The organism is Kribbella sp. NPDC051620, assembly GCF_044453825.1.
Classification (GTDB): domain Bacteria; phylum Actinomycetota; class Actinomycetes; order Propionibacteriales; family Kribbellaceae; genus Kribbella.
The window spans coordinates 923873-949137 of sequence record NZ_JBITDB010000002.1; the positions used below are offsets into that span (position 1 = coordinate 923873).

Here is a 25265-nt window from a genome sequence, read left to right on the forward strand (position 1 = left end):
ATGACAGAGCGCAATTGATGCACCCAGCAACAGTGTGCCGATATCAACCTCGGCACGCCTGGGGCAACTGACTCGGAAGAATGCCGATATCCCTGCGTGCAGGGAGGCCTGGTCGGCATTGGGGGGCATGCGCAACCATTTGCGTATTGCCACGACTACCGCTAGTAGTAGTCTTCTGGGGAAGGCCGCACCAGGGGGGTGCAGAAATAGGTACCCAACCCCCGGAGGGTCGTCAGTGAAGAAGTCAGTGACCATCATCTGCGTCGCGGCAGCCGGTGCGGTCGCCTTGACGGGGATCGTGGCCGGGACGCGGACCAACATGGCGTCCGCGTTCGGCCAGGACAAGTCCGGCGTCCTGCCGGGCGACCGGCCGCACAAGCCGTGGCCGCCCCGGCATACGCCGAGCCCGACCATCAGCGCGCCGACCACGGCTGCCCCGACGCCCACGCCGACAGCCACCTCCGCCACCCCGACTGCGACGCCGACCACCACGAAGCCCACCGCCACGCCGACGCAGACACCGACCGCGCCGCCGACCACCCCGCTGCCACCTGGCGCGTTCCCGGCCGGCCCGTCGCTGGCCCCGGAGTGCAAGGGCACCACGATCGGTACCGACCAGAACGCGGCCGACGTGATCGACAAGGCCCCGACCGGTACCACCTTCTGCTTCTCGGCCGGTCTGCACCGGATCAACCGCACTCTGCAGCCGAAGGCGAACTCGACGCTGGCCAGCGACCAGGGCGCCGTGCTGACCGGGTCGATCCCGCTGACCAGCTGGACCGCGGACAACGGCGACTGGGTGACGCGAGGCGTGCTGCCGGCGGCGTACGGGATGTCCGGGCAGTGTGAGGACAACGCCGCCAACATCTGCTATCTGCGGGAACAGCTCTTCCTGAACGGCAAGCACCTGACCCGGGTGAAGTCCCGCGACAAGGTTGCCGCCGGCACCTTCTACGCCGACTACGCTGCCAACGCCGTCTATCTGGGCGACAACCCGTCGGGCCAGTCGGTGGAGATGTCCAAGACGCCGACCGCGATCCAGTCGGGTGCGACGAACGTCGCCATCGTCGGGCTGACCGTCGAGCACTTCGCCTCGACGCCGCAGTCGGGCGCCGTCGTACTGGGCAGCGGCTGGCGGGTCTTCGCCAACGACATCCGCTGGAACCACGCAGTCGGCGCGATGCTCGTCAACGCGGACGGCGCGGTGCTGGACAAGAACCTGATCCGGTCCAACGGACAGCTCGGCGTCGGCCAGTACAGCACCACCAACGGCCGGATCGTCGGCAACGAGGTGAGCGGCAACAACACCGACGGGTTCTGGATCGCCGACTGGGAGTCCGGCGGCATCAAGACCACCTGGTCGACCAACGGCGCCGTCACCGGCAACCTGATCAAGGAGAACCGCGGCGTCGGGCTGTGGAGCGACGCCTACGACGACGGCCGGGTGTTCAGCGACAACCAGATCATCGACAACGCCGCGGACGGGATCCGCTACGAGATCGGCCGCAACGGGGTGATCGAGAACAACACGATCACCGGCAACGGGCTCGGCACCGGGCGCGGTTCGGGCCAGTCGCTGTGGGACGGCGGCGGGATCAACGTGAACACGTCGACCAACGTGACGGTCCGCAACAACGTGCTGAGCGACAACGTGAACGGCATCTCGATCCAGTCGCGGACCCGCGGCAACGGTCCCTGGGGGCTGAACGTCCTGCGCGACGTGATCGTCACCGGCAACAAGGTGACGATGCGCGGCGGCAAAACCTCGACCGGCATGGTGCAGAACTCGGGCGCGGCGATCCCCACCGGCGAGGTCCTGCTCAAGTCCAACACCTACGTCCTGGACAGCCTGACGGCCGACCGCTTCCAGAAGTTCGGCCAGTGGTTCAGCGCCGCCGAATGGAAGGCCGCCGGCCTCGACACCGACAGCCAGTTCACCACCGGCTGACCCCGATCGCCCGGCCGCTTCTCCCAGGGGTTGCCGGGCACAGGTGGCGGCCGTCGCGAGCAGCATCTCGCGACGGCCGCTGCTTCTACTCGGTGAGACCGCCGACCTGATCGACCAGCAGCCCACGAAAGACCGCGTTGTCCCGAAGGTCTTCGCCGAAGATCGACTCGACCCCCAGCAACGCGCCAACCACAGCAGCGGGCGCGGCGCCCAGGGCGATCCCGCTGCCCGCGGCGGAGCCGCGCTGGACGGCGGCTCCGCCAGAGCGGTGTCCTGGGGTGATGCCGGCGTCGGCGAGGGTTTCTTGGAGTCTGGCTGCCTGGGGATCGTCGAGCTTCAGAGGGTTGCCGTTGGCATCTACTCCGCCAGCGACGTAGACCATCCACGCGGCGACCGCGAGGGCAGCCAGTCGGGGTTCCGCGTTGGCGGCGAGGCGGTCGCGGATGGTGCCGAGCAGCCGGACGGGAAGTTTGACCGATCCGTCCATCGCCACCTGCGCCGTACGGTGCTTCAGCGCCGGATTTGCAAAGCGTTCCAGCACACTCTGCCCGTACGCCGTGAGGTCAAGCCCCTCCGGCGGGGTCAGCGTCGGGATCACGTCCGCGGTCATCAACTCGTTGGCGAGCCCCGCCAACTGCTCGTCCCGCACCGCCTCGGCGATCGTCTCGTACCCGCGCAGCGCACCCAGATACGCGAGCATCGAGTGCGTCGCGTTCAGCATCCGGAGCTTCGCCTGCTCCCACGGCGCGACATCACCCGTGAGAATCGCCCCAGCCTTGTCCCACGCGGGCCGCGCACCGGCAAAGTCGTCCTCGATCACCCACTGCAGGAACGGCTCCGCGACAACCACCGCCTCATCCCGTACTCCGAGCAGCCCCGCGGCCTCCTCCCGATCAGCATCGGTGGTAGCCGGCACAATCCGATCCACCATGCTCGCCGGAAACCGCGCGATCTCCAGTTGTTCGATCAAATTCTTGGCCTCAGGTAATGCTCTTACGTAGTCCTCCATCAAGCGACGGAGAAAGGGGCCGTTGGCCACCAAGTTGTCGCAGGACAGCACCGTCAACGGCCCGGCCCCGGACTCACCTCGCCGAACCAGCCCCGCCGCCAACTGCCCCACCACGGTCCTCGGCGCCCGCCCGGCGAGGTCGGCCTGGATCTCCGGGTCGGTGAGATCGAGCCCACCCTGTACCGCCGCCCGGTACCCCTTCTCCGTGACCGTCAGCGTCACCACCGAGACCGCCGGATCCGCGATCCGGGCAACTACCGCCCCCGGATCCTCCGGCGCTGTCAGCACCTCGCGGATGCTGCCCATCACCCGGACGGTGGGGTCACCCGGGCCACGCGTCAGTACGGAGTACAGGCCGTCCTGTGGGGCGAGCTGCTCGCGAACGGTGGCTGAGCGCTGGCTGACACCGCTGATCCCCCAGCCGGTCTCTCCGGTGATGATCGCCGCCTGTTCCGTGAAGACGGCCTGGTGGGCCCGGTGGAAGGCGCCGAGCCCGAGGTGGACGATGCCGATCCTGTCCGGCTCCGCTATCGGCCGCTGGCCGGCTGGGAGGGTGGTCAGGCTGAGTCGGGCGGTCATGCAGATACCTCCGCTGCTCCGTTGGCCGCATGGGCCCGGGTCTCCTCGAGAGTGGCTACGTGTCCGGTGCCGCCGAGTCCACTGACCGACAGCGAGGCGGCCGCCACACCAAGCCGGACCGCGTCCTCCAGCCCATCACCGAGCGCCAACCGCGCCGTCACCGTGCCCGCGAACGAATCACCCGCACCGGTCTGGTCTACAACTGAGGGCGCCGGGATGACCGGCACCTCCACAATGCGGCCGCCATCGTCCAGCAACACTCCATCGCCGCCACGAGTCAGGGCGACTGCGTCTACTCCAAGCGCCCTGATGGCAGCGCAGGCCGCAACCGGGTCAGTAGCGTCCGTGACCAACTGCGCCTCGTGCGGCCAGCCAGGCGTGACCAGCCGCGTGTACTGCGCGAGGGCCCGCAAGTGGTCGCCGGCACCCGCAGCACTGACCAGGCGTGGTCGCCAGTTGGGGTCGTAGACGAAGCATCGCGAGGTGGACGCGGCAACCCGCACCGCCTTCGCCGACAGCGGAGAGATGGCGCATGCGATCCCACTCGCCAGCACTGCGCCGGTCCTGGCAACCAGGTCGAGCGGTACGTCGCCCGGCCCCAGCCCAGAGCCCGCGCTGCCCCGCCGTACATAGGCGAACTCCCGCGCCCCCGACGGGTCCGCGTGCTGCAGGTAGAGACCGTGCTGCCCCGGCACCCGGAGTACTTGGGAGGTATCGATGCCCAGAGCAACCACTCGTTCGAGCAGACGGTCGCCCAGCTCATCGTCGGGCACCCTGGCGAGCAGCGCCGTGTGCGCCCCCGCGGCAGCGGCCGCGGCGGCCGAGTTGAGCGCGTCACCGGAGAAGTTCAGCGTCAGCGTGGTCCCCGCGTCCAGCGGCTCGGTCGAACTCAGCTCAACCAGGATCTCGCCGATCACGAGTACGTCGGGGATCGCCATGACTACGCCCTTCTCACGCCGGTGGAGTCCCGAACCATCAGCTCACCCGGCAGAACCCGGCGGCCGGGCCCCGCGCCGGGATCCTCGGTGGGGTTGTCGAGGAGCTCCAGCAGCAGCTCGACGGCGAGTGCACCGGCCTTCTGCGTGGGAAGCCGGACCGTGGTGAGCGCCGGCCGGGACATGCCGGCCATTGCGATGTCGTCGATGCCGAGCACGCTCAGCTCCCCCGGCACCTCGATCCCCCGCGCGTGCAGCCGGGCCAGCAACCCGATCGCCACGAGGTCGTTGTACGTCACCACGGCCGTCGCCCCCGTCGCGACGGCCTGGTCCGCGGCGGCCACCCCACCCTCGTACGTCGGAGCGAACTGCCCGACCGGGACCAACTGCACGCCGCACTCCACCGCCGCGGCGTGCAGCCCGATGAAGCGCTGCGAATTCGACCACGAGGTGGCCGGCCCGCCGACCCAGGCGATTCTGCGATGGCCGAGCGCGGCCAGATGGGCGATCGCCTGCCGCATCCCGCCGCCGTTGTCGAACGTGACGGCGGGAACACCGTCGACCAGCCGGTTCACCAGGACGACCTTCGTCTCCTGGGCCACCGCCACCAGCTCCTCGTCGCCGGCCCGCGGCGAGCACAGGATCAGCCCGTCGACCTGCTTGGCCAGAGCGTGAACCAGGCCGACCTCTGCCGTCGCGTCCTCGTCGGTGTCCGCGAGGAAGACAGCGATGTCGTTGGACCGCGCCCGCGCCTGGACCCCCTTCACGACACTCGGGAAGAACGGGTTCGCCAGGTCCGGGACGACCAGGCCGATGTTGCCGGTCCGGCCGGTGATCAGGCCGCGGGCCGCCTTGTTGGGCTGGTACCCGAGCTGCGCCGCGGCCTGCTCCACCCGGCTGCGGGTCGCGGCGTTCACCACGTCCGGCAGGGAGAGCGCGCGGGACACGGTCGAGGCCGACACTCCGGCCAGTCGGGCCACGTCGCGAATGGTCGCCGGCATCTGCCACCTCCGCGGGTCTCGGGCCGTGGACTGAGTCTGCAATCGGTTGCAATCCTGTGTCAAGCTGGCCCTGGCGTCATCGAATCACCCCGGTATTTTCCTTGCTGGCCAGCGTTGCACCGGCTGCAATGCTTTTCAGACTGTGTTGCAAACCGACTCTCCCGGAGGACTCATGCCGAAGGCCCTGCAGCCGCACCCGGACCGCGCCCTTCCCGCCGGCGAGGCGCGCGACGTGGCTCGCCGGATCCACGCGTCCACGAAGGGCCTGCCGCTGCTCTGCTTCCACGGGCATGTCGACGCCGGACTGTTCGCGAGCGACGAGGCCTTCGGCAATCCGGCCGACCTGCTGGTGGTGCCGGATCACTACGTCACCCGGATGCTGGTCTCCCAAGGCGTCTCCCCCGACCGGCTCGGGCTGCCGCGCCGCGACGGCGTACGGACCGCGGAACCGCGCGACATCTGGCGGGAGTTCTGCTCGCACTGGCACCTGTTCCTCGGCACTCCGAGCCGGTACTGGCTGGAGCACGAGTTCGCCGAGGTACTCGGGCTGAAGGTCGCACCGTCCGCGGAGACCGCTGACGAGTTGTACGACGAGATCTCGGCCCGGCTGGCCGAGCCCGAGTTCCGGCCGCGCGCCTTGCTCGACCGCTTCAGGATCGAGGTCATCTCCACCACCGACGCGGCAACCGACGACCTGGAGCAGCATGCCAAGCTCGCCGCTGAACTCCCCGGCCGGGTGATCCCTACCTTCCGCCCGGATGCGGTCGTCCACCTCGACCGGCCAGGCTGGAGCCGGCTGGCGCGCGACCTCGGAGTACGGGCCGAGGTCGACACGTCGTCGTACGCCGGATATCTGGACGCGCTGCGGCAACGGCGGCAGGCGTTCGTGGCGGCCGGCGCCTTGGCTACGGATCACGGACACCTGAGCGCGGCTGCGCTGCCGCTCGACGACTCGGCGGCCGCGCGGATCTACGAGGCCGCATTGCGCGACGAGGTGTCGGCGGAGGACGCGGCCGCGTTCGCCGGGCACATGTTGTTCCAGATGGCCGCGATGTCGGCTGAGGACGGGCTGGTGATGCAGCTCCACCCCGGCGTCCTGCGCGATCATCACTCGGGGATCCACGGGACGTACGGGCCGGACCAAGGGCATGACATCCCGGTCGCCACTGAGTTCACCCGGTCGCTGCGGCCGCTGCTGGAGAGATTCGGGCACGCCGAGGGGTTCCGGCTGGTGCTGTTCACCGTCGACGAGACGGCGTACTCGCGAGAGCTCGCGCCGATCGCCGGTGTCTACCCGTCGGTGCGTCTCGGCGCACCCTGGTGGTTCCTCGACAGCCCCGACGGCATGCGGCGGTTCCGTGACCTGGTGACCGAGACAGCCGGCTTCTACAACACCTCCGGCTTCGTCGACGACACCCGCGCCTTCCTCTCCATCCCGGCCCGCCACGACCTGTCCCGCCGGATCGACGCCGGCTACCTGGCCAAGCTCGTCGTCGAACACCGGCTGGAGGAAGACGACGCCTTCCAGGTGGCCCAGGACCTCGCCTACAACCTCGCCCGCGCCACCTACATGCACTGAATTCGCAATCGATGGTTGCGCATTCCGCCAGAGCTGATCTACTCTCGTGCAACCGATTGTTGCATAAGAGGAGATCAACCATGTCTGACTATTCGACGTCCTTCACCGTCCAGCAGTCCGCGGAGGAGGTCTACGCCGCCGTCGTGAACGTAGGAGCCTGGTGGACCGGGGAGATCGAGGGGCGGGCGGACGAGGTCGGGGCCGAGTTCGCTTACCGGCACCTCCCCCAGCACTACAGCCTGCAACGCGTGGCGGAGCTCGAGCCGGGTCGGCGCGTGGCCTGGCAGGTCGTGGACAGCAAGCTGGCGTTCGTCTCGGAGCCGGGCGAGTGGACCGGCAGCCAGATCGTGTTCGACATCCTGCCTGGAACCGCCGACGGCACTGAGCTCCGGTTCACTCACCTTGGGCTGATCCCGGACGTCGAGTGCTTCGGCGCGTGCTCGACGGCTTGGCGGCACTACGTCAACGGCAGCCTGCACAGCTTGATCACCACGGGCGCGGGGCTACCCGATCCGTGGTGAACCTATAGTTGGGCAACTTCTGGGGTCGGCTGTGTGGGGGAATCGATGGGACGCGGGTTCACGTCGGCGAGCGGTATTGTGCTGGCCGTCTTCTTGCTGGCCGGATGTACGGACGACAAGGCGGCGGTACCGGACCCGAGTGAGCCGACGGTCGCGCTGCCGACGGCGGCTCCGGCAGCGGCGAGTACCAAGCTCGGGCCGACGGGGCCGGTGACCGCGCCCAAGTGTGTTGGCGTGGCGATTCCGGCAAACACGGATCCGCAGCAGGTGATCGATGCGAATCCGGACAGCAAGACGTTCTGCTTCGGCAAGGGGCTGCACCGCATCGCGCGGGCGATCCGGCCCGCGGACGCAACGACGTTGGCGAGCAGCGAAGGCGCGGTGCTGACCGGGTCGGTGCGGCTGAGCCAGTGGCAGGCCGAAGGCGGACGCTGGGTCGCGCGGAACGTGTTGCCCGCGCAGTACAAGTTGAAGGGGAAGTGCGAGGACGAGAAGACCAATCCGTGTCAGCTCGGTGAGCAGATCTTCGTCGACGGCGTGCATCTGACTCGGGTGATGAGTCTCGACGAGCTCAAGACCGGCACCTTCTACGGCGACTACCAGGCCAATGCGCTGTACCTGGCTGACGATCCGGCCGGAAAGGACGTGGAGCTGTCGCGGACGCGGACGGCGATCACGGCTTCGGCGCGGGATGTGACAGTCAGCGGGCTGACGATCGAGCACTTTGCCAGTCTGCCGCAAGGTGGCGCGCTGCAGGTCGGTACCGGGTGGAAGGTCGTCGCCAACGAGGTGCGCTGGAACCATGCGGTCGGGGTGATGGTGATCGAGGGCGATCGGGCCACGGTCAGCGGCAATACCGTTGCGGACAACGGGCAGCTGGGGATCGGGCAGTACCACTCGGCCGATGTGAAGCTGACCGGGAACCTGGTGACTCGCAACAACACGGATGGCTTCTGGATCGCGGACTGGGAGTCGGGCGGGATCAAGTCGACCCGGTCGTCCGGTGAGGTGTCGGGCAACGACATCGTGGCGAACCGCGGGATCGGGATGTGGAGCGACATCGCGGAGTACGACCGGTTGATCGCCGGGAACCGGATCCGGGACAACGCTGCCGACGGGATCCGGTACGAGATCAGCTATCAGGCGGAGATCTCGGGGAATGTTGTCGAAGGCAACGGATTTGGGACCGGGCGGGGGTCGGGGCCGAGTCTGTGGGACGGCGGTGGGATCAACGTGAACACGTCCGCCGGGGTGACCGTGGTGGGGAATCTGATCAGGGGCAACCGCAACGGGATCGCGATCCAGTCGCGGACGCGGGGTGACGGGCCGCGCGGGCAGTACGTGCTGAAGGACGTGCTGATCGAGGCGAACCAGGTGGTGATGGACGAGAAGACGGCCAGTACGGGCGTGGTGGAGAACAAGGAGTCGCCGGTCGCGGACGGCGCGATCCGGTTCAGCCGGAACAGCTACCGGATCGGCGGCCGGCAGGCGGAGCGGTTCGCCTACCGCGGCGAGACGATGACCTGGGAGCAGTGGCAAGCCGCCGGCTTCGACAAGGACAGCATCTCCAGCTGAGCCTCAGACCCAGCGGGGTTTTGGGGGTTTTGGTGGGGGTGGATGGGCCTTGGCTCTCATTCGGTCTGCGTCGCAGACTGCGGCTGCCACTAATAGGTGCAGCGTCATGGAGCTCAGGTCGGACAGGCCGCTCTCGTTGAGGGAGGCCACCGAGACGTAGCCGAGCAACAGGGCGCCGCTGGCCTTGACATAGGGCGTCGGGGCCCGGAGGACCGAGATCCACGCGACGATGAAGGCGATTCCGACGATGGTGACCGCCAGCAGGCCGGTCTCCCAGTAGAGGCTCAGCCAGCTGTTGTCGATGGCCATCACGTCGATGTCGCCCTCGCCCCGGCGCAGCAGGACGCGCTTGTTGCCGAGGCCGTGGCCGATGATGGCGGTCTGCAGTGAGACCTCTTCGTCGATCACGTAGTGCCAGCTCGTGGTCCGGCCACTCAGCGAGCTGATCTGCTTGGTCCCCTGCCCCCGCAGCAACCAGTTGTGCAGCGTCGGAATCACCAGGAAGGCCAGCCCCATCAGGGCCGGCACGGAGACCGAGGCGATCCGGGCGAGCCAGGTCTTCCGGGTCAGGAACAGCGCAAGCACCAGACCGACGGCGATCGCCGCGGCGGCCGTCCGGGTCCGGCTGGCAGCGACCAGTACTACGCCGAGACCGATCAAGGCGCCGGCCGGTATGAACGACAACTTCCGCGAGAAGAACGCGACGATCGCCAACCCCAGCAGCAGCGCGCCGACCTCACCGACCCGCGGCGGCAGCATCGGGATCAGCACACCTTGCAGCCGGTACCCGCTGCCGAACGACGTCAGCGGCCGCCACGCCACCGTCGGCCGCCAGATCACACTGAGCACGACCGTGAGCGCCAGCAGCAGATGCGCGACCAGATGCGCACGGATCAACCGCTCCGGCACCCGGATCAACGGCCGCCACAGCATCAGCAGCAGCACCAGACCGATCAGCAGCCGCGCCAGCCGCAGCAGCGGGCCGCCCGGCTCGGCCAGCAGGAACGCCGTCGCCGTCGCGAAGAGCGTGTAGACGACGTACATCGTGGTCGCCGGGCTGGAGCGAGTCCGGAATCCCGGCTTCGTCGCCGCCAGGCAGATCAGGAAGATCGCACCGAGCAGCACGCCCTTCATCAGGCTGTTGGTCGACCCGGTCGACCCCTGCGGCGCCGCGGCCCGAGAGGTCCACGGCTGTACCCCGAGGACCAGCAGGCACCACATGGCAATCCAGAGCCAGCCGGCCTTGGTGCTGTCCGACTCCTCGATCGTCCCCGGCACGGGCGGTGCCGTCAGCGTCATCCCAGCACCATCAGCGCAGCGGGAGAGCGGACGTCTCGGCCGGGGTGAAGTTCGCCGGGATCCCCAGCGTCTCGTCGTGCTTCGAAGCACCGATCAGTACGACGCCGAGCACCGGCGCCCCCGCGAATCGCAGAGCCGCCGTGAGCCGGGTCAGGTCCGTCTCCTTGTCCTGACCGACCTGTACCACCAGCACCGACGCGTCGACGGCGGATGCGAGCGGCGTGATCCCGTGCCCTCCGCGCGAGGCCTGGCCGTGGACGACCACCGAATACCCCGGCGGCAGGTCCGCCACGATGCCAGGCACCAGCGACGGCGCGACGGCCAGCGCCGCCTCGTCGTGAGTCAGCCCAGGAGGCAGGACGTACAGATCCGCCACCGTGCCCGGCCGGAACATCTTGCGAGCCCGTACTGCCCGAGTGGGTGCCGGCTCGGCGACGAGATCGCTCAGGCCCTCGTGGTCGGTGACGTGCGAGAGCACCGGGGCACTGCGCAGATCGGCGAGCACCAGCAGCGTCTCGCGACCGTCGCGCGCGCTCGCCTCGGCCATCGCCAGCGCGATTCCTGCCGTGTTGCTGTTGGGCGAGGCGGACACGACCAGCAAAGCGCCGGCGCCGCTCGCCCCGATGCCCTTGGGGTTCAGCTCGCGCCGGGCCAGCGCGCCACTGGCCTCGGTGCCGAGTGCCATCGTCTCCGCGGCCGGCAGCTGCGGCGTCGCGCGGAGCCAGAACCGCAAGCGGAATCCGAGCCGGTACCGCCGGAAGCCGATCGCCGTGGTGATGACCGGAGCACCGGCGGAGCGGGCCGCCTGGTCGCGGGTCAGGATGAACGGGCTGAGATGCGTGCTGAGCAAGGCCAGGCCGAACCCGAGCACCAGGCCGAGGATCGCGCCGACGGTGATGTCGCGCGCTACCAACGGTGACGACGACGCGGTGTCCACCGTGGCCGGCGTGACGAGCGTGCTGCTCGCGCCGACACCGGTCAGCGCCTTGTTCATCGCGGCTGCCTCATCGGCGGCCTGCCGGGCTTCGGTCGCCAGGCCGACGCGCTGGTCACGCAGCGAGCTCGCGCCGGACGTGTCGCCACGTCCCTGCGCCTCGTTGATCTGGGTGACCAGGGCCTTCGACTGCGCGTTCGCGGTCTTGGCCCGGTCGGTGGCCTGACTGGCCAGCGTGACCAGCAGGTTCTTGGCCTCCCGGCTGCGCTGGGCAAGGTAGATCTGGGCGATCGCGTTGGCCCGGCGGACCGCCTCTTCGGCGGTCGGGCCGTCGATGGTGATCAGGTAGGCGTTGTCGGTGACCGCCTTGACCCGGGTCACGCCGGCCAGCGACTGGATCGAGTCGTCCGTGGTCGGCATCTGCAGGAACTTGGCGACCTCGCGCAGGATCGCCGGGCTGGCCATCACCCGCGCCTGCGTCTCGGCCGGCAGGTCGAGGCCGAGCGGGCCGGTCTTGTCCGTGCCCGTGGGCAGGTTGCCGACCAGGGCCGGCGGCACGGCCGGGCCGATCACCACCTGGCTGGACGCGGTCCAGCGCACGGTCTGCGACAGCGAGAAGAAGGCGGCACCGCCGATCCCGAGCAGAACACATCCGATGATCAGCCACTTGTGCCTCAGCAGTGACTGCGCGGTGTCCCGCCAGACGACAGTGCCCGGTTCCATTCCGGTCCCCCAACTTCCCAACCCTTGGTCACGCGAGGTGACCGGCTCCTTGCCGGGGACAGGATATAGGCATCACCACACCGGAGCGGCAATCGTCGGCAACGTTCACGCACCGTGACGAAAGCCGGCAACTCGCCGAAGACAACCATTCGGTGACTGGTCAAAGCTCACTTTGTGTGGCCTACTCTGTCTCGGGGGAATTCTGGGGATCACGAAAAACGGGAATCACTTGTAAGGCGCCGGGGATGGCGCCTGTCCGAGGGGGGACACCGCACGATGAAGAAGAGATGGCTTTTCGCGCGCCTGGGCGCTGTCGGAGCACTGCTGGCGGGGGCCGGCATCATGGTGCTCGCACCGTCGGCCCAGAGCATCGAGGCCTCGCTCTCGGCGCAGGACAGCCCGGTCTGGCAGACCAACGCCAGCGTCCAGGGACTGGCCGTGGCCGCTGGAAAAGCTTACGCGGGTGGACGGTTCACCAGCGTCCGGCCGCCGGGCTCACCGCTCGGCAGCAACGAGGTCGGCCAGGCGTACCTGGCGGCCTTCGACTCGACCACCGGGAACCTGGTCGCGTCGTTCAACCCGGTCCTCGACGGCCAGGTGTACGCCGTGGCCGCCTCGGCCGACGGCTCCCGGATCTTCGTCGGCGGTGACTTCACCACCGTCAACGGCCAGACCCGCAACCGGATCGCCGCCTTCGACACCGCCACCGGCGCGCTGGTCGCGAACTGGAAGCCCTCGGTCTCGTACCGGGTCAAGTCGATCGCCGTCTCCGGCAGCACCGTGTACTTCGGCGGCTCGTTCGGGCTCGTCAACGGCGAGGACCGGCTCCGGCTCGCCGCGGTCACCGCTGACACCGGCACCCTGTTGCCCTGGGCCCCTGCCACCAACGGCGACGTGTACGCCGTCGACGTGGCCGACGACGGCTCGAAGGCGTACGCCGGCGGCCAGTTCAGCACCGTCAACGGCACCAGCCAGAACACCGTCACCAGCCTCGACCCGGTGACCGGCGCGGTCCTGCCCTTCCCGGGCGCGAGCGCGGTCCCGCCGCCGAACGGCTCCTGCACCACCCGGGTCAAGACCATCGACACCAGCGGCGACACCGTGTACTTCGGCAACGGCGGTGACGGCGGCGGCTGCTTCGACGGCACCTGGGCGGTCGACATCGCGACCAACACGCTGAAGTGGAAGAGCCAGTGCCTGGGCGCCACCGAGGCGGTCAAGATGGTGAACGGCTGGCTCTACAAGGGTTCGCACGCGCACGACTGCGCCAACCAGGGCGCCGGCGGCTTCCCGCAGGGCTTCGGGTACCGCTTCCTGCTCACCCAGAACCCGGTCGACGGCAAGCTCGGCCCGTGGTTCCCGAACACCAACGCCGGTCCGCCCACCGAGGTCGGCCCGCTGGCGTTCGCGACCGGCGGCTCGGACCTGTGGGTCGGCGGCGACTTCCTGCTCACCAACGGCGTCGGGCAGCAGGGCCTGACCCGCTTCACCAACGCGGCCCCGGGCGCCGCTCCGGCCAAGCCGGCCAAGCTGCTCCCGTACTCCGTCCAGCCGGGCGTCGTCCAGATCCACTTCCCCACGGTCGGGGACAACGACGACAGCACGCTCACGTACCGGCTGCTGAAGGGCTTCAGCAACACCACGATCGCGACCTGGACGGTCAAGTCGACGCCGTGGGACAAGCCCTGGCTCCACTACACCGACACCAACGTCACGCCGGGTGAAGTGACCAACTACCGGGTCGAGGTCACGGACGGCACGACGACGATCCGCGGCAACTACTCCGACCCGCTGACCGTGGCGAGCACCGCGAGCACGGCGTACGACCAGCTGATCAACGCCGACGGGCCGCAGGCGTACTGGCGGCTCGGCGAGGCGGCCGGCACGACCACCTCGGTCGACTCGTCCGGCCAGAGCAACAACGGCACCTTCAGCGGGATGACGCTGGGCACGGCCGGCAAGGTGAGCGGCAACACGGCGGCGACGATCAGCGCGAGCAACGGCAAGATGGTCGGCGAGAAGGCGTACAGCATGCCGCAGCAGTTCACCGTCGAGGCCTGGTTCAAGCAGGGCTTCCTCAAGGGCGGCCGGATCATCGGCTTCGGCAACTCCAAGACGGCCAACAGCAGCCTGAACGACCGGATGCTGTACCTGCGCTCCAACGGCCAGGTCACCTTCGGTGTCAACGACGGCAGCCAGCGGACCATCAACAGCGCGTCGAACAAGAACAACAGCGCGTGGCACCACGCGGTCGGCACCTACGACAACGGCGCGATGAAGCTGTACGTCGACGGCGTGCTGGCCGGCAGCCAGACGATCGGGCAGGCCTCCCTGTACTACGGCTGGTGGCGGGTCGGCAACGACACCACCAGCAGCTGGTCGGGTGGCGGCGCGACCCAGACCGGAATGGTCATCGACGAGGCGGCGGTCTACCCGTACGCGCTGACCGCGGACCAGGTCACGGCTCACTACAACGCGGGCTGATCCAGCCGCGCCGACGCGCACGCTGAGCGGACGGTCAAGCGTTCATAGCACAAAGTCATAACGCCGGTGGGAGCCTGCCTTCCAGTCGGGTTCCCACCGGCGCTAGGTTACGGACGCTGATGGACTTTCCCCCCGCCCAGTCCTAAGGAAGTTGATGAAGAAGTTAGTTCTGGCAGTTGTGACGGTCGCCGCCGTGCTCGCCGCGGCCCTGATCCCGTCCGGGCCACCCGTACAAGCGGCCAACGGCGGCTTCGGCTCCGCCGTGTCCGCGATCAAGCAGTTGTCGTGGCAGACCAACTCGAGCGTGAACGCGCTGGCGACCGCCGGCAACGTCGTGTACGCCGGTGGCCTGTTCACCCGGATCCGGCAGCCCGGCAAGCCGGCCGGTCAGGGCGAAGCGGTCCGCACCTACGTCGCCGCCTTCAACCGCACCACCGGCGCGCCGCTGGCGTTCGCGCCGAAGCTGAACGGCGCCGTCTACGCCATCGCGACCAGCCCGGACGCCAAGTGGGTCGTGATCGGCGGTGACTTCACCACCGTGAACGGGATCAAGCGCAACCACATCGCGATGTTCAGCGTGGCCACCGGCCGGCTGGTCTCCGCCTGGGACGCGTCGGTCGCGACCCGGGTCAAGGCGATCGCGATCTTCGGCAACAGCGTCTTCTTCGGCGGTTCGTTCGGCCGGGTCGACAACACCGTCCGCAACCACCTGGCCGCGGTCCGGCTGATCCAGGGCGACCTGCTGCCGTGGAACCCGAACGCCGACGACGAGGTGTACGCGATCGATCTGTCCGACAACGGCACCCGGGTGTTCGTCGGCGGACCGTTCACCAAGATCAACGGCAAGGACCACTACTCGCTGGCCATGGTCGACAACGGCCGCGGCAACGCCTTCGCCTTCCCCGCCGCGGCGGCGATCCCGAAGCCGACGCTCGGCTGCACCACCCGGGTCAAGGACATCGACACGCTCGGCACCAAGGTCTTCGTCTCCAACGGCGGCGACGGCAGCGGCTGCTACGACGGCGTACTGGCCGCGGACGCAGCCACCGGCAAGCTGCTGTGGCAGAACAAGTGCCTGGGCGCGACCGAGGCGATCAAGGCGATCGGCAACTGGGTCTACAAGGGCTCGCACGCGCACAACTGCAGCTCGAGCGGCGCCTTCGGTGACGGGACCGGCACCCACTACCTGCTCGTGGAGAGCGGCATCGACGGCAAGATCGGGCCGTGGTTCCCGAACACCGACGCCAACCCGAACAGCACCACCAAGGTCGGCCCGCTGGCGTTCGCGTCCGGCGGCAACGACCTGTGGGTCGGCGGCGACTTCCTGCACGTGAACGGCAAGGTCCAGCAGGGCCTGACCCGGTTCACCAACGCCGCGGGGGGCGCGTATCCGGCGGCACCGAAGGTCCCGACCGTGTCGACCGCGGTCACCAACCAGGTGTCCGTCAGCTTCAAGGACAGCTACGACCTGGACAACCTGACTCTGACCTACAACGTGTTCCGCGGGGCGACCAACATCAGCTCGCAGAAGCTCACCACGTACTACTGGCAGCCGCGCAAGACGATCACGGTCGTCGACAAGGGCGTCAAGGCCGGCCAGTCGGTCAGTTACCACGTCGAGATCCACGACGGACGAAACATCATGAAGGGCCCGGCGATCGCCGTGAAGGTGAAGTGAGCCCGGGCATGTGACTCTCGGCCGCACCAGGCGGCCCGGGAGGACATCCTTGAGGGGGGATGTAGTGAAGAAGGTGGGGATATTCGCTCTGGGTGGACTGCTGGTGGCAGCTTTGCTGTCACCAGCAGCACCGGCCCAGAGCATCGGTGCTTCGCTGTCGGCTCTGACGAGCCCGGCGTGGCAGACCAACGCCAGCGTGCAAGGACTCGCGGTGGCGAACGGCAAGGCGTACGTCGGGGGACGTTTCACCACGGTCCGGCCACCGGGGGCGGCAGCCGGCACGAGCGAGACCGCGCGGACCTATCTGGCCGCGTTCAACCAGAGCACCGGCGCGCTGGACACCGGGTTCAACCACACCCTGAACGGCATGGTCTGGGCGATCGCCGCGACCGCTGACGGCTCCCGGGTCTTCGTGGGCGGCGACTTCACCAACGTCGACGGCCAGACCCGCAACCGGGTTGCCGCGTTCGACACCGCGACCGGTGCCCTCGTCTCCAACTGGAAGCCGTCGGTCTCGTACCGGGTCAAGGCGCTGGCCGTCTCCGGCAGCACGGTCTATCTGGGCGGCTCGTTCGGCCTCGTCAACAACGTCGCCCGGCCGCGCCTCGCGGCGGTCACGACAAGCACTGCCGCGCTACTCCCCTGGGCTCCCCAGGCGGACAACGACGTCTACGCGGTCGACGCGGCCGACGACGGCAGCAAGGTGTACGTCGGCGGCACGTTCTCGACCATCAACGGTACTTCGAGTTGGGCCGTGGCAAGTCTTGACCCGACTGACGGGTCGCTACAGCCCTTCGCGGCGGCGAGCGCGGTACCGGCGCCGAACCCGGGTTGCACCTCGCGGGTCAAGGACATCGAGACCAGCGGCGACCGGGTGTACTTCGCCAACGCCGGTGACGGTGGCGGCTGCTTCGACGGGACCTGGGCAGCCGACGTTGCCTCGGGCAACCTGGTGTGGAAGAGCAACTGCCTCGGCGCGACCGAGACCGTCACGGTTGTGAGCGGCTGGCTCTACAAGGGCTCGCACGCGCACGACTGCAGCTACCTGGGCGGCAACGGCTTCCCGCAGGGCGCAGGACGCTACCTGCTCACGCAGAACCTCGACACCGGCGAGCTGGGTCCGTGGTTCCCGAACACCAACACCGGTGGCCCGACCGTGGTCGGCCCGCTCGTGTCCGCGACCGGTGGCTCCGACCTCTGGGTCGGCGGCGACTTCACCACGGTGAACGGGGCCGGTCAGCAGAGCCTGGCCCGCTTCACCAACACCGGTCCGGGTGCGGCACCGGCCAAGCCGGCCAAGGTGACGCCGGTCAGCTACAAGGCCGGCCAGGTCAAGGTGAACTTCCAGACCGTCGTGGACAACGACGACATCACGCTGACCTACCGGGTACTCCGCAGCTTCAGCAACACCGTCGTTGCGACCTACACGGCCGACTCGCGGTTCTGGAACCGGCCCTGGCTGTCCTTCACCGACACCGGGCTGACACCGGGTTCCTCGCAGGTCTACCGGATCGAGGTGACCGACGGGAACAGCACCCTGCGCGGTGACTACTCGGCGGCGGTGACAGTGGCCAGCGTGGACGCGCCGTACGACCAGCAGGTGCTGGCAGACGGCCCGACGGCGTACTGGCGGCTCGGTGAGGCCAATGGGACGGCCAACGCGACCGACTCGTCCGGGCAGGGCAACACCGGCCCGTACTCCGGGGTGACGCTCGGCGTACCCGGTGTGCTGACCAGTGGTGGCAACACGGCCGGCGACTTCGACGGTACGGGCAAGCTGATCGGCCAGACCGTGATCAGCCAGCCGCAGAACTTCAGCGTCGAGGCCTGGTACAAGACCACCTCGGGCAGCGGCGGCAAGATCGTTGGCTTCGGCAACAGCCCGAACGGGACCAGCAGCCAGTACGACCGGCACATCTACCTGCAGAACGACGGCACTGTGACGTTCGGGCTGTGGGACGGCTCGGCGCGGACGATCAGCTCCGCACCGGGGACGAACGACGGCCAGTGGCACCACGTGGTCGGCACGTTCTCACCGGGATCGCAGAAGCTTTACCTGGACGGCGTACTGCAGGGCACCCAGAACGTGGCCGCCGCGGAGGCGTACACGGGCTACTGGCGGATCGGCGCCGACAACCTGGGTGGCTGGCCGAACGGCCCGTCCGACGCAGGCATCAACGGCACCCTCGACGAGGTCGCCGTCTACCCGGTCGCGCTCGACGCGGACCAGGTCGTAACGCATTACGACGCACGCTAGATAAAGGGAGTGCCGGAGGGGGTTCCGGCACTCCCAAGGGGGGAACACAAATGCGACTACGAAGAATCACTGCTGCACTCGGTGCGGCAGGCCTCGCGCTGGCCGTCGTTCCGACGCTCCCGGCACCCGGTACCGGCGCTTCACTGACAGCGGTGGCCGGCTCCACCTGGCAGACCGATGCCAGCGTGCTCGGGCTGGCGGTGGCCAGGGGCAAGGCGTTCGTCGGCGGCCGCTTCACCCGGGTCCGCCCGCCGGGCGCCGCGCCCGGCACCAGCCAGACCGTCCGGACCTACCTGGCGGCCTTCAACCAGAGCACCGGCGCGCTCGACACCACCTTCAACCACACGCTGAACAACTTCGTCTGGTCGATCGTGGCGTCGCCGGACGGCTCGAAGATCTACATCGGCGGCGACTTCACCCGCGTCGACGGCCAGGTCCGCAACCGGATCGCCGCCTTCGACGCGACGACGGGTGCGCTGCTGCCGAACATCAAGCCGAACGTCTCGTACCGGGTCAAGACGCTCGCTGTCGGCGGTACCAGCCTGTACTTCGGCGGCTCGTTCGGCCTGGTCAACAACGTCGCTCGCAACCGCGCAGCGGCGATCAGCACGGCCGACGGCAGCCTCTTGCCGTGGAACCCGAACGCAGACGCGGATGTCTACGCGATCGACGCGGCCGACGACAACTCCAAGGTCTACCTGGGCGGCACCTTCGCCAAGGTCGGCGGCGTGGCCCACTGGGCCGTGGCCAGCGTCAACAACTCGACCGGCGCATTGCTGCCGTTCGCGGCCTCTACCGCGGTACCGGTGCCGAAGCCGGGCTGCACGACGCGGGTCAAGGACATCGAGACCAGCGGCGGGGTCGTGTACTTCTCCAACGCCGGCGACGGTGGGGGCTGCTTCGACGGGACCTGGGCGGCGAACATCGCCACCGGCAACCTGGTCTGGAAGAACACCTGCCTCGGCGCCACCGAGACGATCACGATGGTCAACGGCTGGCTGTTCAAGGGTTCGCACGCACACAGCTGCCCGGGCGCCTTCCCGGACGGTACCGGAGCCCACTTCCTGCTCCTGCAGAACCCGGCCAACGGTGCACTCGGTCCCTGGTTCCCGAACACCAATGCAGGCCCGCCCACCGAGGTCGGCCCGCTCGTGTCGGCGACCGGTGGCTCGGACCTGTGGATCGGCGGTGACTTCACCACGGTCAACGGCGCCGGTCAGCAGGGCCTGACGCGGTTCAACAACCTGGGCGCGGGCGCAGTGCCACTGGGCCCGGTCCTGCCGACGCTGTCCAGTACTACGGCCGGCCGGGTACAGGCGACCGTCCAGACGTCGTTGGACAAGGACGACATCACCCTGACCTACCGGCTGCTCCGGGGTGGCACCAACACGGTCGTCGCGACCACGACGGCGAACTCCACCTTCTGGAGCCGCCCGAACGTCACGCTGACCGACACGGCTGCCCCCTCGGGTACGTCGCAGCAGTACCGGATCGAGGTCTACGACGGCCACAACACGGTCCGAGGCGGCTTCGCCAGCATCACCGTCCGCTAGAGCATGCGTCCGAAGTCGTGGTGGCCAATGGCGCCACGGCTTCGGGCGTGACGCGGATCAAGGCGGCACCGACGGCCGCGATCACGAACACCACGGCTGCAGCGGCCAGGCCGAAGCCGTAGCCGGCAGTCACTGCGGCATCCGCACCCGTGCCGTCGGCAACCAGCCGATCAGCACGAGCGGCCGACAACGTCACCAGCACGGTCATGCCGATGGCAGGACCCATCTCCAGCGCACTGGTGGTCACTGCCCCGGCCAGACCGGCCTGACCAGCCGGTACGTCGCTGGTGGCGATCACTGTCGCCCCGGCGAAGACCAGGCCGACGCCGAGCGGGAACAGCACCAGGCCGGCCAGCACCGCACCGACGTACGGGGTGTTGGCTCCGATCGTGCTCAAGGTGCCCAGCCCGACCGCACACACGACCAGGCCGGCCACCGTCGTCGCCCGGGCACCGAAGCGGAGCACCAACCGACCGACGGCGATACCAGTGACCACCAGGCCGACGCCATAGGGAAGGAACGCCGCCGAGACCTCCAGCGGCGCGTAGTCGAGCATCTGCTGGAAGTACAGCGACAGCATGAAGAAGATCGTGGTCGTCCCAGCAGAGCCGAGGAACACGGCCACCAGCGCGATGACTCGCGGCGGCGAGGCCAGGAACGACAGCGGCAACAGGGGAACCGCCACCCGTCGCTCGACCTGGACGAACACCACCAGCAGCACCACACCGCCGCCCAGCATCCCCAGCACCAACGGTGAGGTCCAACCGCGCTCAGGCGCTTCGACCAAGCCATAGCCGAGGACAGTGATGCTGGCGGTCACCAGCACCGCGCCGAGCACGTCCAGCCGCTCGCCGACCGCTGTGTCACCCACCGGCAGCAACCGCGGTGACAGGGCAACCGCCAGCGCACAGACGAGCACCGGCAGAACGAAGGCCCATCGCCAGGAAGCGATCGTGGCGACCACTCCCGAGAGGAGCATCCCGGCCATCCCGCCGGATGCGGCCAATCCGCCCCACACAGCCATCGCCCGCGCATGCCGGGCCGGCTCGGGGTAGAGCAGGCTGACCAGCGCCATGGCGGCCGGCACCGCCAATGCCGCGCCCACCCCTTGCAGGAAGCGCGCGGTCAGCAGCACCTCTGCTCCCGGCGCCGCTGCGGCAGTGACGGAGCTGAGCGCGAACAACGCCGTCCCGGCCGTGAAGACGCGGCGGGCGCCGTACAGGTCGGAGAGGCGGCCGCCCAGCAGCAACAGGCCGCTGAACGACATCCCGTACGCCGCGTTGAGCAGCACCAGCTCCGCCTGACCGAGGTGGAACTCGGCCTGGACCTCCGGCAGCAGCACATTCATCACGGTCATGCCAAGAATCAGCACGACCTGGACGGACGCGAGCACCGCGAACGCCCCGGCGACAGACCTCTTCATCCCTCGAACATCACACCCAGTGATGAAGCTCGGCAAAAGCTGGCCACTACTTAGTCAGATCCGGCACTCGCGCGGCATCGAAGCCGTGCAGCCAGGCCACCTTGTCCTGCAGCTCCCCAACCGACAGCCCGGACAGCATCTCGTTGCGAGCCACCCTCGCCGCTCCGGCCGGGTGGTACAGCTGCGTACCGAGCTCCCGGGCCACTAGCGTCGTCCGCCCGGTGCGGTCACGCCGCGCCTCGACAAACCGCTCCAGCCGGTACTGCGCCTCGCCGGCCGGGCAGTCGAGTAGCTCACCGAGCAGTACGGCGTCCTCCAGCGCCATGCACGCGCCCTGGGCGGCGTACTGGAGCATCGGGTGCGCAGCATCGCCGAGGAGGACTACCCGGCCGTCGGACCACTGCGAGATCGGATCCCGGTCGCAGAGCACCCACACCCGCCAGTCGGCCCCTAGCTCGAGCAGCCGACGGGCGGTCTCCCCCAGGTCTGGGAACTGCCCGAGCACATGCCCCCGCTCCGCCGGCTGACCAGCCACCGCGACCGATGCACCGTCATCCCTGGTCGCGGCCAGGTTGAGCAGCGTCCCACCGGCGATCGGGTAATGCACGAAGTGCCACTTCGGCCCGGCCCACAAGGTGACGGCGTGCCAGCGAAGGTCGTCGGGGACGAGTTCCATCGGGATGACGGACCGGTAGATGGTGTGCCCGGAGACTCGCGGCTCACCGTCGCCGACCAGCTGGCGACGGATCGTCGACCGGATGCCGTCCGCGCCGACCAGCAGGTCGCCACGGATGCTGGTGCCGTCCGCAAGCAGCAGGATGACACCATCCGCATCCTGCTGATACCCGGACACCGCACTCTTGCTCCGCAGGTCGATCAGCGGCGATCGTTGCGCCGCCGCGAGCAACGGGGCATACAGGTCGGCCCGCGCGACAACGGCGTACGGGTTGGCGAAGCGTGCCCGGTAGTCCTCGTCCAGCCGCAGGCTCTGCACCCGTTGCCCGGTGGTGCCGTCCATGAACCGCAGCTCGTCGATGTAGACCGCGCGCTCGCGGACCTCGTCGCCGATCCCGAGCCGGTCCATCGCGCGGAACCCGTTCGGCCCGATCTGGATACCGGCGCCCAGCTCCGCGAAGGCCGCCTGCCGTTCGAGTACGACGATCCGGTGGCCGCGCTCGGCCAGCGACACCGCCGTCGCGAGCCCGCCGATGCCACCCCCGGCGATCAGGATCGTGCTCATCGGGACACCAGCGCATCGGTCGCGAGCAACCGGCTGAAGGCGTCGTGCAGCAACAGCACGCCTTCCTCGGTCAGCACCGACTCGGCATGGAACTGCATCGACGCGAACCGCGGCCCGCGCAGCGCGTGCACCTCATTCGTCACCGGGTTCCGGCTGATCTCGACGTCGCCGATCCGGTCGGTCGCGGACCGCGCGGCGAAGGTGTTGTAGAAGCCGACCCGGGTCGGCCGTCCGAACAGATCGATCTCCTTCTGCACGCCCTGGTTGGGCTGCGGGCAGCGCTGGATCTCCAGCCCGAGGATGCCGCTGAGCACCTGGTGGCTCAGGCAGACCGCCAGGAACGGGCGCTCCTCGGCGATCAGCCGCTTGATGGTGCCCCGCAGATGCGCGATCTTCGGGTGCTGCAGGTCGCCCGGGTCTCCCGGCCCCGGCCCGGCCACGACCAGGTCGTGGTCCTCGATCCGGTAGGGCTCGTCGTACCGGCGTACGGTCACGATCAGGCCGAGCGAGCTCAGCTGGTGCGCGATCATCGAGGTGAAGGTGTCCTCGGCGTCGATCACCAGGACAGTACGACCGGCGAGGTCGTCGGGAGTTGCCGACGGCAACGATCGATCGTTGAACCAAAAGCCGGAGATCCCGGTGTTGCGGCCCTCCAGCGCGCTCCGCACCTGCGGGTGATCCGCGAACCGGGAACCACTGCCACCCGCCAGCGCGGCAAGCAGCCCGGCTGCCTTTGCCCTGGTCTCGGCGACCTCGGACAACGGGTCCGAGTGCCGGACCAGCGTGGCGCCGACGCCGATCGAGAGCCGGCCGGCGCTGGAGATCTCGGCGGTCCGGATCAGGATCGACGAGTCCATCGTGCGACCACCGGCCGCGTCCGAGCCGATCAGTGCGACCACACCGCTGTAGTAGCCGCGGCCGTTGAGCTCGTGCCGGCTGATCACCTTGCAGGCGCTCTCCAGCGGGCTGCCGGTGACGGTCGGTGCGAACAGGGTCTCGCGCAGGATCTCGCGGACGTCGCGGGTGGTCCGGCCCTCGATCAGGTACTCCGTGTGAGCCAGCCGGGCCATCTCCTTCAGGAACGGTCCGACCACCGTGCCGGCGCCGTCGCAGACCCTGGCCATCATCTTGAGTTCCTCGTCGACGACCATGTAGAGCTCGTCGGTCTCCTTGCCATCGGCAAGGAAACTCAGCACGCCGTCAAGGGTCGGACCGGAGGCCGGGTAGCGGTAGGTGCCGCTGATCGGGTTCATCACGGCGGTACCACCGGAGACGCTGACGTGCCGTTCCGGGGTGGCGCCGACGAAGGTGCGGTCGCCGGTGTGGACGACGAAGATCCAGTAGGCGCCGACTTCCGAGCTGAGCAGCCGGCGGAAGAACGACAACGCGTGGGCCACGCTGTACCCGGTGATCTCGGCCGTGAAGGACCGCTTGATCACGAAGTTCGCGCCCTCGCCGGTGCCGATCTCGTCCTCGACGACCCGGCGGACGATCTCGGCGTAGGTCTCGTCCTCGACGTCGAACCGTTCGTTGACGAGTGGCGTCGGCAGATTCGGCAGCCGTCGCATCAACTCGTCCAGCGGTACGACGGCCTGCTCGGCGACCTGCAGCACCAGCAGCGGGGCGCCGTCGTCGGTGCACTGGAAACCACGCTCGGCAAGCTGCCGATACGGCACGAGCACCAGCACCTCGTGCTCCCCCGCCGGCGCGTTCGCGGCCAGTGGTACGTCGGCCAGCGTCTGGACGGCGGCCGACTCCCCCACGATCAGGTCGACCCGGTCGCGGCCGGCCGTCTCCGGCCGGTAGAGCAGGGCGAACGGCGGCACACCGTTGCCATCAGCAAGCACTTGGTCGAGCAGGGCGGTCATACCAGCACCTCCTGGGCGACCAAAGACCCGAGCAACACGTCGGTCGGCGCGACGACCGCACACCGCTCGGCGGCGTACGTCAGAGCAGTTTGGTGGTACGACGCGTTGAAGTCGGCGACGGCGTCGGCGGCCAGGAAGGCCTCGATGTCGTTGGTGAAGGCGTCGCACAGACTCATCAACACTCCGACGTGCGCGTACACCCCGCAGACGATCAACTGGTCGCGGCCGGCCGCGCGCATCCGCTCGAGCAGATCGCTCTTGTGGAAGGCGCTGTACCGCCACTTCGTGAACACCCAGTCGCCCTCGGCCGGCGCCAGCTCGGGTACCAGCGCGCGGTCCTCCGGGGACGGCGTCATGCCGGGGCCCCAGAAGTCCTTGAGCAGGCCGCGCTCGGCCACGGTCATCCCGCCGGGCTGGGCGGTGTAGGCCACCGGCATACCGACCTCGGCGGCCGTCTTGCGAAGCCGTGCGGCGTTGTGCACCAGGGTTTTCACCGGTGCCGCGTCGCCGAACGGCCTGAGAAAGTACCGCTGCATGTCGTGGACGAGCAGCACCGCGCGGGCCGGATCGGCCTGCCAGCCGGCCACGTTGACCGGCAGCTCGGCCGCCACCGGCATCTGATAGGTCTCGATCAGGGGAATTCCAGCCATCATTGCCTC

At 68.8% G+C, this 25265-nt stretch carries 17 protein-coding genes; 8 read left to right on the forward strand and 9 right to left on the reverse strand.

Annotated elements, in window-relative coordinates; genetic code table 11:
* Nucleotides 1-235: 235 nt before the first annotated feature.
* Nucleotides 236-1948 (forward strand): right-handed parallel beta-helix repeat-containing protein, encoded by a 1713-nt coding sequence (locus ACIA12_RS11510; protein WP_396366833.1) that lies wholly within the window; start codon nt 236-238, stop codon nt 1946-1948.
* Nucleotides 1949-2033: 85 nt separating this feature from the next.
* On the opposite strand, the gene ACIA12_RS11515 is transcribed toward ACIA12_RS11510, so the two are convergent.
* The 3 genes from ACIA12_RS11515 to ACIA12_RS11525 are packed head-to-tail and all read right to left on the reverse strand — an operon-like array spanning nt 2034 to nt 5472.
* Complete coding sequence (locus ACIA12_RS11515) at nt 2034-3536, reverse strand: mannitol dehydrogenase family protein (protein WP_396366834.1); 1503 nt, start codon at nt 3534-3536, stop codon at nt 2034-2036.
* The gene (locus ACIA12_RS11520) at nt 3533-4474 is read right to left on the reverse strand and encodes a sugar kinase (RefSeq protein WP_396366835.1); all 942 of its coding nucleotides are present in this window, start codon (nt 4472-4474) and stop codon (nt 3533-3535) included. The genes ACIA12_RS11515 and ACIA12_RS11520 overlap by 4 nt, the downstream gene beginning before the upstream one ends.
* 2 nt (nt 4475-4476) lie before the next feature.
* Complete coding sequence (locus ACIA12_RS11525) at nt 4477-5472, reverse strand: LacI family DNA-binding transcriptional regulator (protein ID WP_396366836.1); 996 nt, start codon at nt 5470-5472, stop codon at nt 4477-4479.
* A 172-nt stretch (nt 5473-5644) separates the two neighbouring features.
* Here ACIA12_RS11525 and uxaC point away from each other — a divergent pair, with 172 nt between their 5' ends.
* The 3 genes from uxaC to ACIA12_RS11540 all read left to right on the forward strand — a co-directional run bounded on the left by uxaC (nt 5645) and on the right by ACIA12_RS11540 (nt 9147).
* Nucleotides 5645-7051: a glucuronate isomerase gene (gene uxaC, locus ACIA12_RS11530; RefSeq protein ID WP_396366837.1), complete on the forward strand. Its 1407-nt coding sequence runs from the start codon at nt 5645-5647 to the stop codon at nt 7049-7051.
* 80 nt (nt 7052-7131) lie between these two features.
* Nucleotides 7132-7572, forward strand: a complete 441-nt coding sequence (locus ACIA12_RS11535) for an SRPBCC domain-containing protein (RefSeq protein ID WP_396366838.1) — start codon at nt 7132-7134, stop codon at nt 7570-7572.
* 45 nt (nt 7573-7617) lie between these two features.
* Nucleotides 7618-9147 (forward strand): right-handed parallel beta-helix repeat-containing protein, encoded by a 1530-nt coding sequence (locus ACIA12_RS11540; RefSeq protein WP_396366839.1) that lies wholly within the window; start codon nt 7618-7620, stop codon nt 9145-9147.
* 3 nt (nt 9148-9150) lie between these two features.
* On the opposite strand, the gene ACIA12_RS11545 is transcribed toward ACIA12_RS11540, so the two are convergent.
* Together ACIA12_RS11545 and ACIA12_RS11550 are read right to left on the reverse strand one after the other, a co-directional pair.
* On the reverse strand, nt 9151-10446 hold the full coding sequence (locus ACIA12_RS11545) for an O-antigen ligase family protein (RefSeq protein WP_396366840.1): 1296 nt from the start codon (nt 10444-10446) through the stop codon (nt 9151-9153).
* A 10-nt stretch (nt 10447-10456) separates the two neighbouring features.
* Nucleotides 10457-12103 carry a Wzz/FepE/Etk N-terminal domain-containing protein gene (locus ACIA12_RS11550; RefSeq protein ID WP_396366841.1) on the reverse strand — a complete coding sequence of 549 codons (1647 nt, stop codon included), beginning with the start codon at nt 12101-12103 and terminating at the stop codon, nt 10457-10459.
* Nucleotides 12104-12379: 276 nt separating this feature from the next.
* On the opposite strand from ACIA12_RS11550, the gene ACIA12_RS11555 reads away from it, so the two are divergent.
* The 4 genes from ACIA12_RS11555 to ACIA12_RS11570 all read left to right on the forward strand — a co-directional run bounded on the left by ACIA12_RS11555 (nt 12380) and on the right by ACIA12_RS11570 (nt 20075).
* Nucleotides 12380-14587 (forward strand): LamG-like jellyroll fold domain-containing protein, encoded by a 2208-nt coding sequence (locus tag ACIA12_RS11555; RefSeq protein ID WP_396366842.1) that lies wholly within the window; start codon nt 12380-12382, stop codon nt 14585-14587.
* 154 nt (nt 14588-14741) lie between these two features.
* Nucleotides 14742-16265: a fibronectin type III domain-containing protein gene (locus ACIA12_RS11560; protein WP_396366843.1), complete on the forward strand. Its 1524-nt coding sequence runs from the start codon at nt 14742-14744 to the stop codon at nt 16263-16265.
* 103 nt (nt 16266-16368) lie between these two features.
* The gene (locus ACIA12_RS11565; RefSeq protein ID WP_396366844.1) at nt 16369-18522 is read left to right on the forward strand and encodes a LamG domain-containing protein; all 2154 of its coding nucleotides are present in this window, start codon (nt 16369-16371) and stop codon (nt 18520-18522) included.
* Between the two features lie 50 nt (nt 18523-18572).
* Nucleotides 18573-20075 carry a fibronectin type III domain-containing protein gene (locus ACIA12_RS11570; protein ID WP_396366845.1) on the forward strand — a complete coding sequence of 501 codons (1503 nt, stop codon included), beginning with the start codon at nt 18573-18575 and terminating at the stop codon, nt 20073-20075.
* On the opposite strand, the gene ACIA12_RS11575 is transcribed toward ACIA12_RS11570, so the two are convergent.
* The 4 genes from ACIA12_RS11575 to ACIA12_RS11590 are packed head-to-tail and all read right to left on the reverse strand — an operon-like array spanning nt 20062 to nt 25256.
* Nucleotides 20062-21498: an MFS transporter gene (locus ACIA12_RS11575; protein WP_396366846.1), complete on the reverse strand. Its 1437-nt coding sequence runs from the start codon at nt 21496-21498 to the stop codon at nt 20062-20064. The two genes, ACIA12_RS11570 and ACIA12_RS11575, sit on opposite strands and share 14 nt — an antisense overlap.
* Nucleotides 21499-21544: 46 nt before the next feature.
* Complete coding sequence (locus ACIA12_RS11580; protein ID WP_396366847.1) at nt 21545-22738, reverse strand: 3-hydroxybenzoate 6-monooxygenase; 1194 nt, start codon at nt 22736-22738, stop codon at nt 21545-21547.
* Complete coding sequence (locus ACIA12_RS11585) at nt 22735-24606, reverse strand: anthranilate synthase family protein (RefSeq protein ID WP_396366848.1); 1872 nt, start codon at nt 24604-24606, stop codon at nt 22735-22737. Before ACIA12_RS11585 ends, ACIA12_RS11580 begins: the two co-directional genes overlap by 4 nt.
* On the reverse strand, nt 24603-25256 hold the full coding sequence (locus ACIA12_RS11590; protein WP_396366849.1) for an isochorismatase family protein: 654 nt from the start codon (nt 25254-25256) through the stop codon (nt 24603-24605). Before ACIA12_RS11590 ends, ACIA12_RS11585 begins: the two co-directional genes overlap by 4 nt.
* Nucleotides 25257-25265: the final 9 nt, after the last annotated feature.

What these genes read in the sequence shown, in the direction of transcription:
- ACIA12_RS11580 (WP_396366847.1), bottom strand. Translation starts at nt 22,738, where the DNA reads ATGAGCACGATCCTGATCGCCGGGGGTGGCATCGGCGGGCTCGCGACG.
- ACIA12_RS11550 (WP_396366841.1), bottom strand. Translation starts at nt 12,103, where the DNA reads ATGGAACCGGGCACTGTCGTCTGGCGGGACACCGCGCAGTCACTGCTG.
- ACIA12_RS11515 (WP_396366834.1), bottom strand. Translation starts at nt 3,536, where the DNA reads ATGACCGCCCGACTCAGCCTGACCACCCTCCCAGCCGGCCAGCGGCCG.
- ACIA12_RS11535 (WP_396366838.1), top strand. Translation starts at nt 7,132, where the DNA reads ATGTCTGACTATTCGACGTCCTTCACCGTCCAGCAGTCCGCGGAGGAG.
- ACIA12_RS11520 (WP_396366835.1), bottom strand. Translation starts at nt 4,474, where the DNA reads ATGGCGATCCCCGACGTACTCGTGATCGGCGAGATCCTGGTTGAGCTG.
- ACIA12_RS11570 (WP_396366845.1), top strand. Translation starts at nt 18,573, where the DNA reads ATGCGACTACGAAGAATCACTGCTGCACTCGGTGCGGCAGGCCTCGCG.
- ACIA12_RS11575 (WP_396366846.1), bottom strand. Translation starts at nt 21,498, where the DNA reads ATGAAGAGGTCTGTCGCCGGGGCGTTCGCGGTGCTCGCGTCCGTCCAG.
- ACIA12_RS11545 (WP_396366840.1), bottom strand. Translation starts at nt 10,446, where the DNA reads ATGACGCTGACGGCACCGCCCGTGCCGGGGACGATCGAGGAGTCGGAC.
- ACIA12_RS11560 (WP_396366843.1), top strand. Translation starts at nt 14,742, where the DNA reads ATGAAGAAGTTAGTTCTGGCAGTTGTGACGGTCGCCGCCGTGCTCGCC.
- uxaC (WP_396366837.1), top strand. Translation starts at nt 5,645, where the DNA reads ATGCCGAAGGCCCTGCAGCCGCACCCGGACCGCGCCCTTCCCGCCGGC.
- ACIA12_RS11540 (WP_396366839.1), top strand. Translation starts at nt 7,618, where the DNA reads ATGGGACGCGGGTTCACGTCGGCGAGCGGTATTGTGCTGGCCGTCTTC.
- ACIA12_RS11555 (WP_396366842.1), top strand. Translation starts at nt 12,380, where the DNA reads ATGAAGAAGAGATGGCTTTTCGCGCGCCTGGGCGCTGTCGGAGCACTG.
- ACIA12_RS11585 (WP_396366848.1), bottom strand. Translation starts at nt 24,606, where the DNA reads ATGACCGCCCTGCTCGACCAAGTGCTTGCTGATGGCAACGGTGTGCCG.
- ACIA12_RS11590 (WP_396366849.1), bottom strand. Translation starts at nt 25,256, where the DNA reads ATGGCTGGAATTCCCCTGATCGAGACCTATCAGATGCCGGTGGCGGCC.
- ACIA12_RS11525 (WP_396366836.1), bottom strand. Translation starts at nt 5,472, where the DNA reads ATGCCGGCGACCATTCGCGACGTGGCCCGACTGGCCGGAGTGTCGGCC.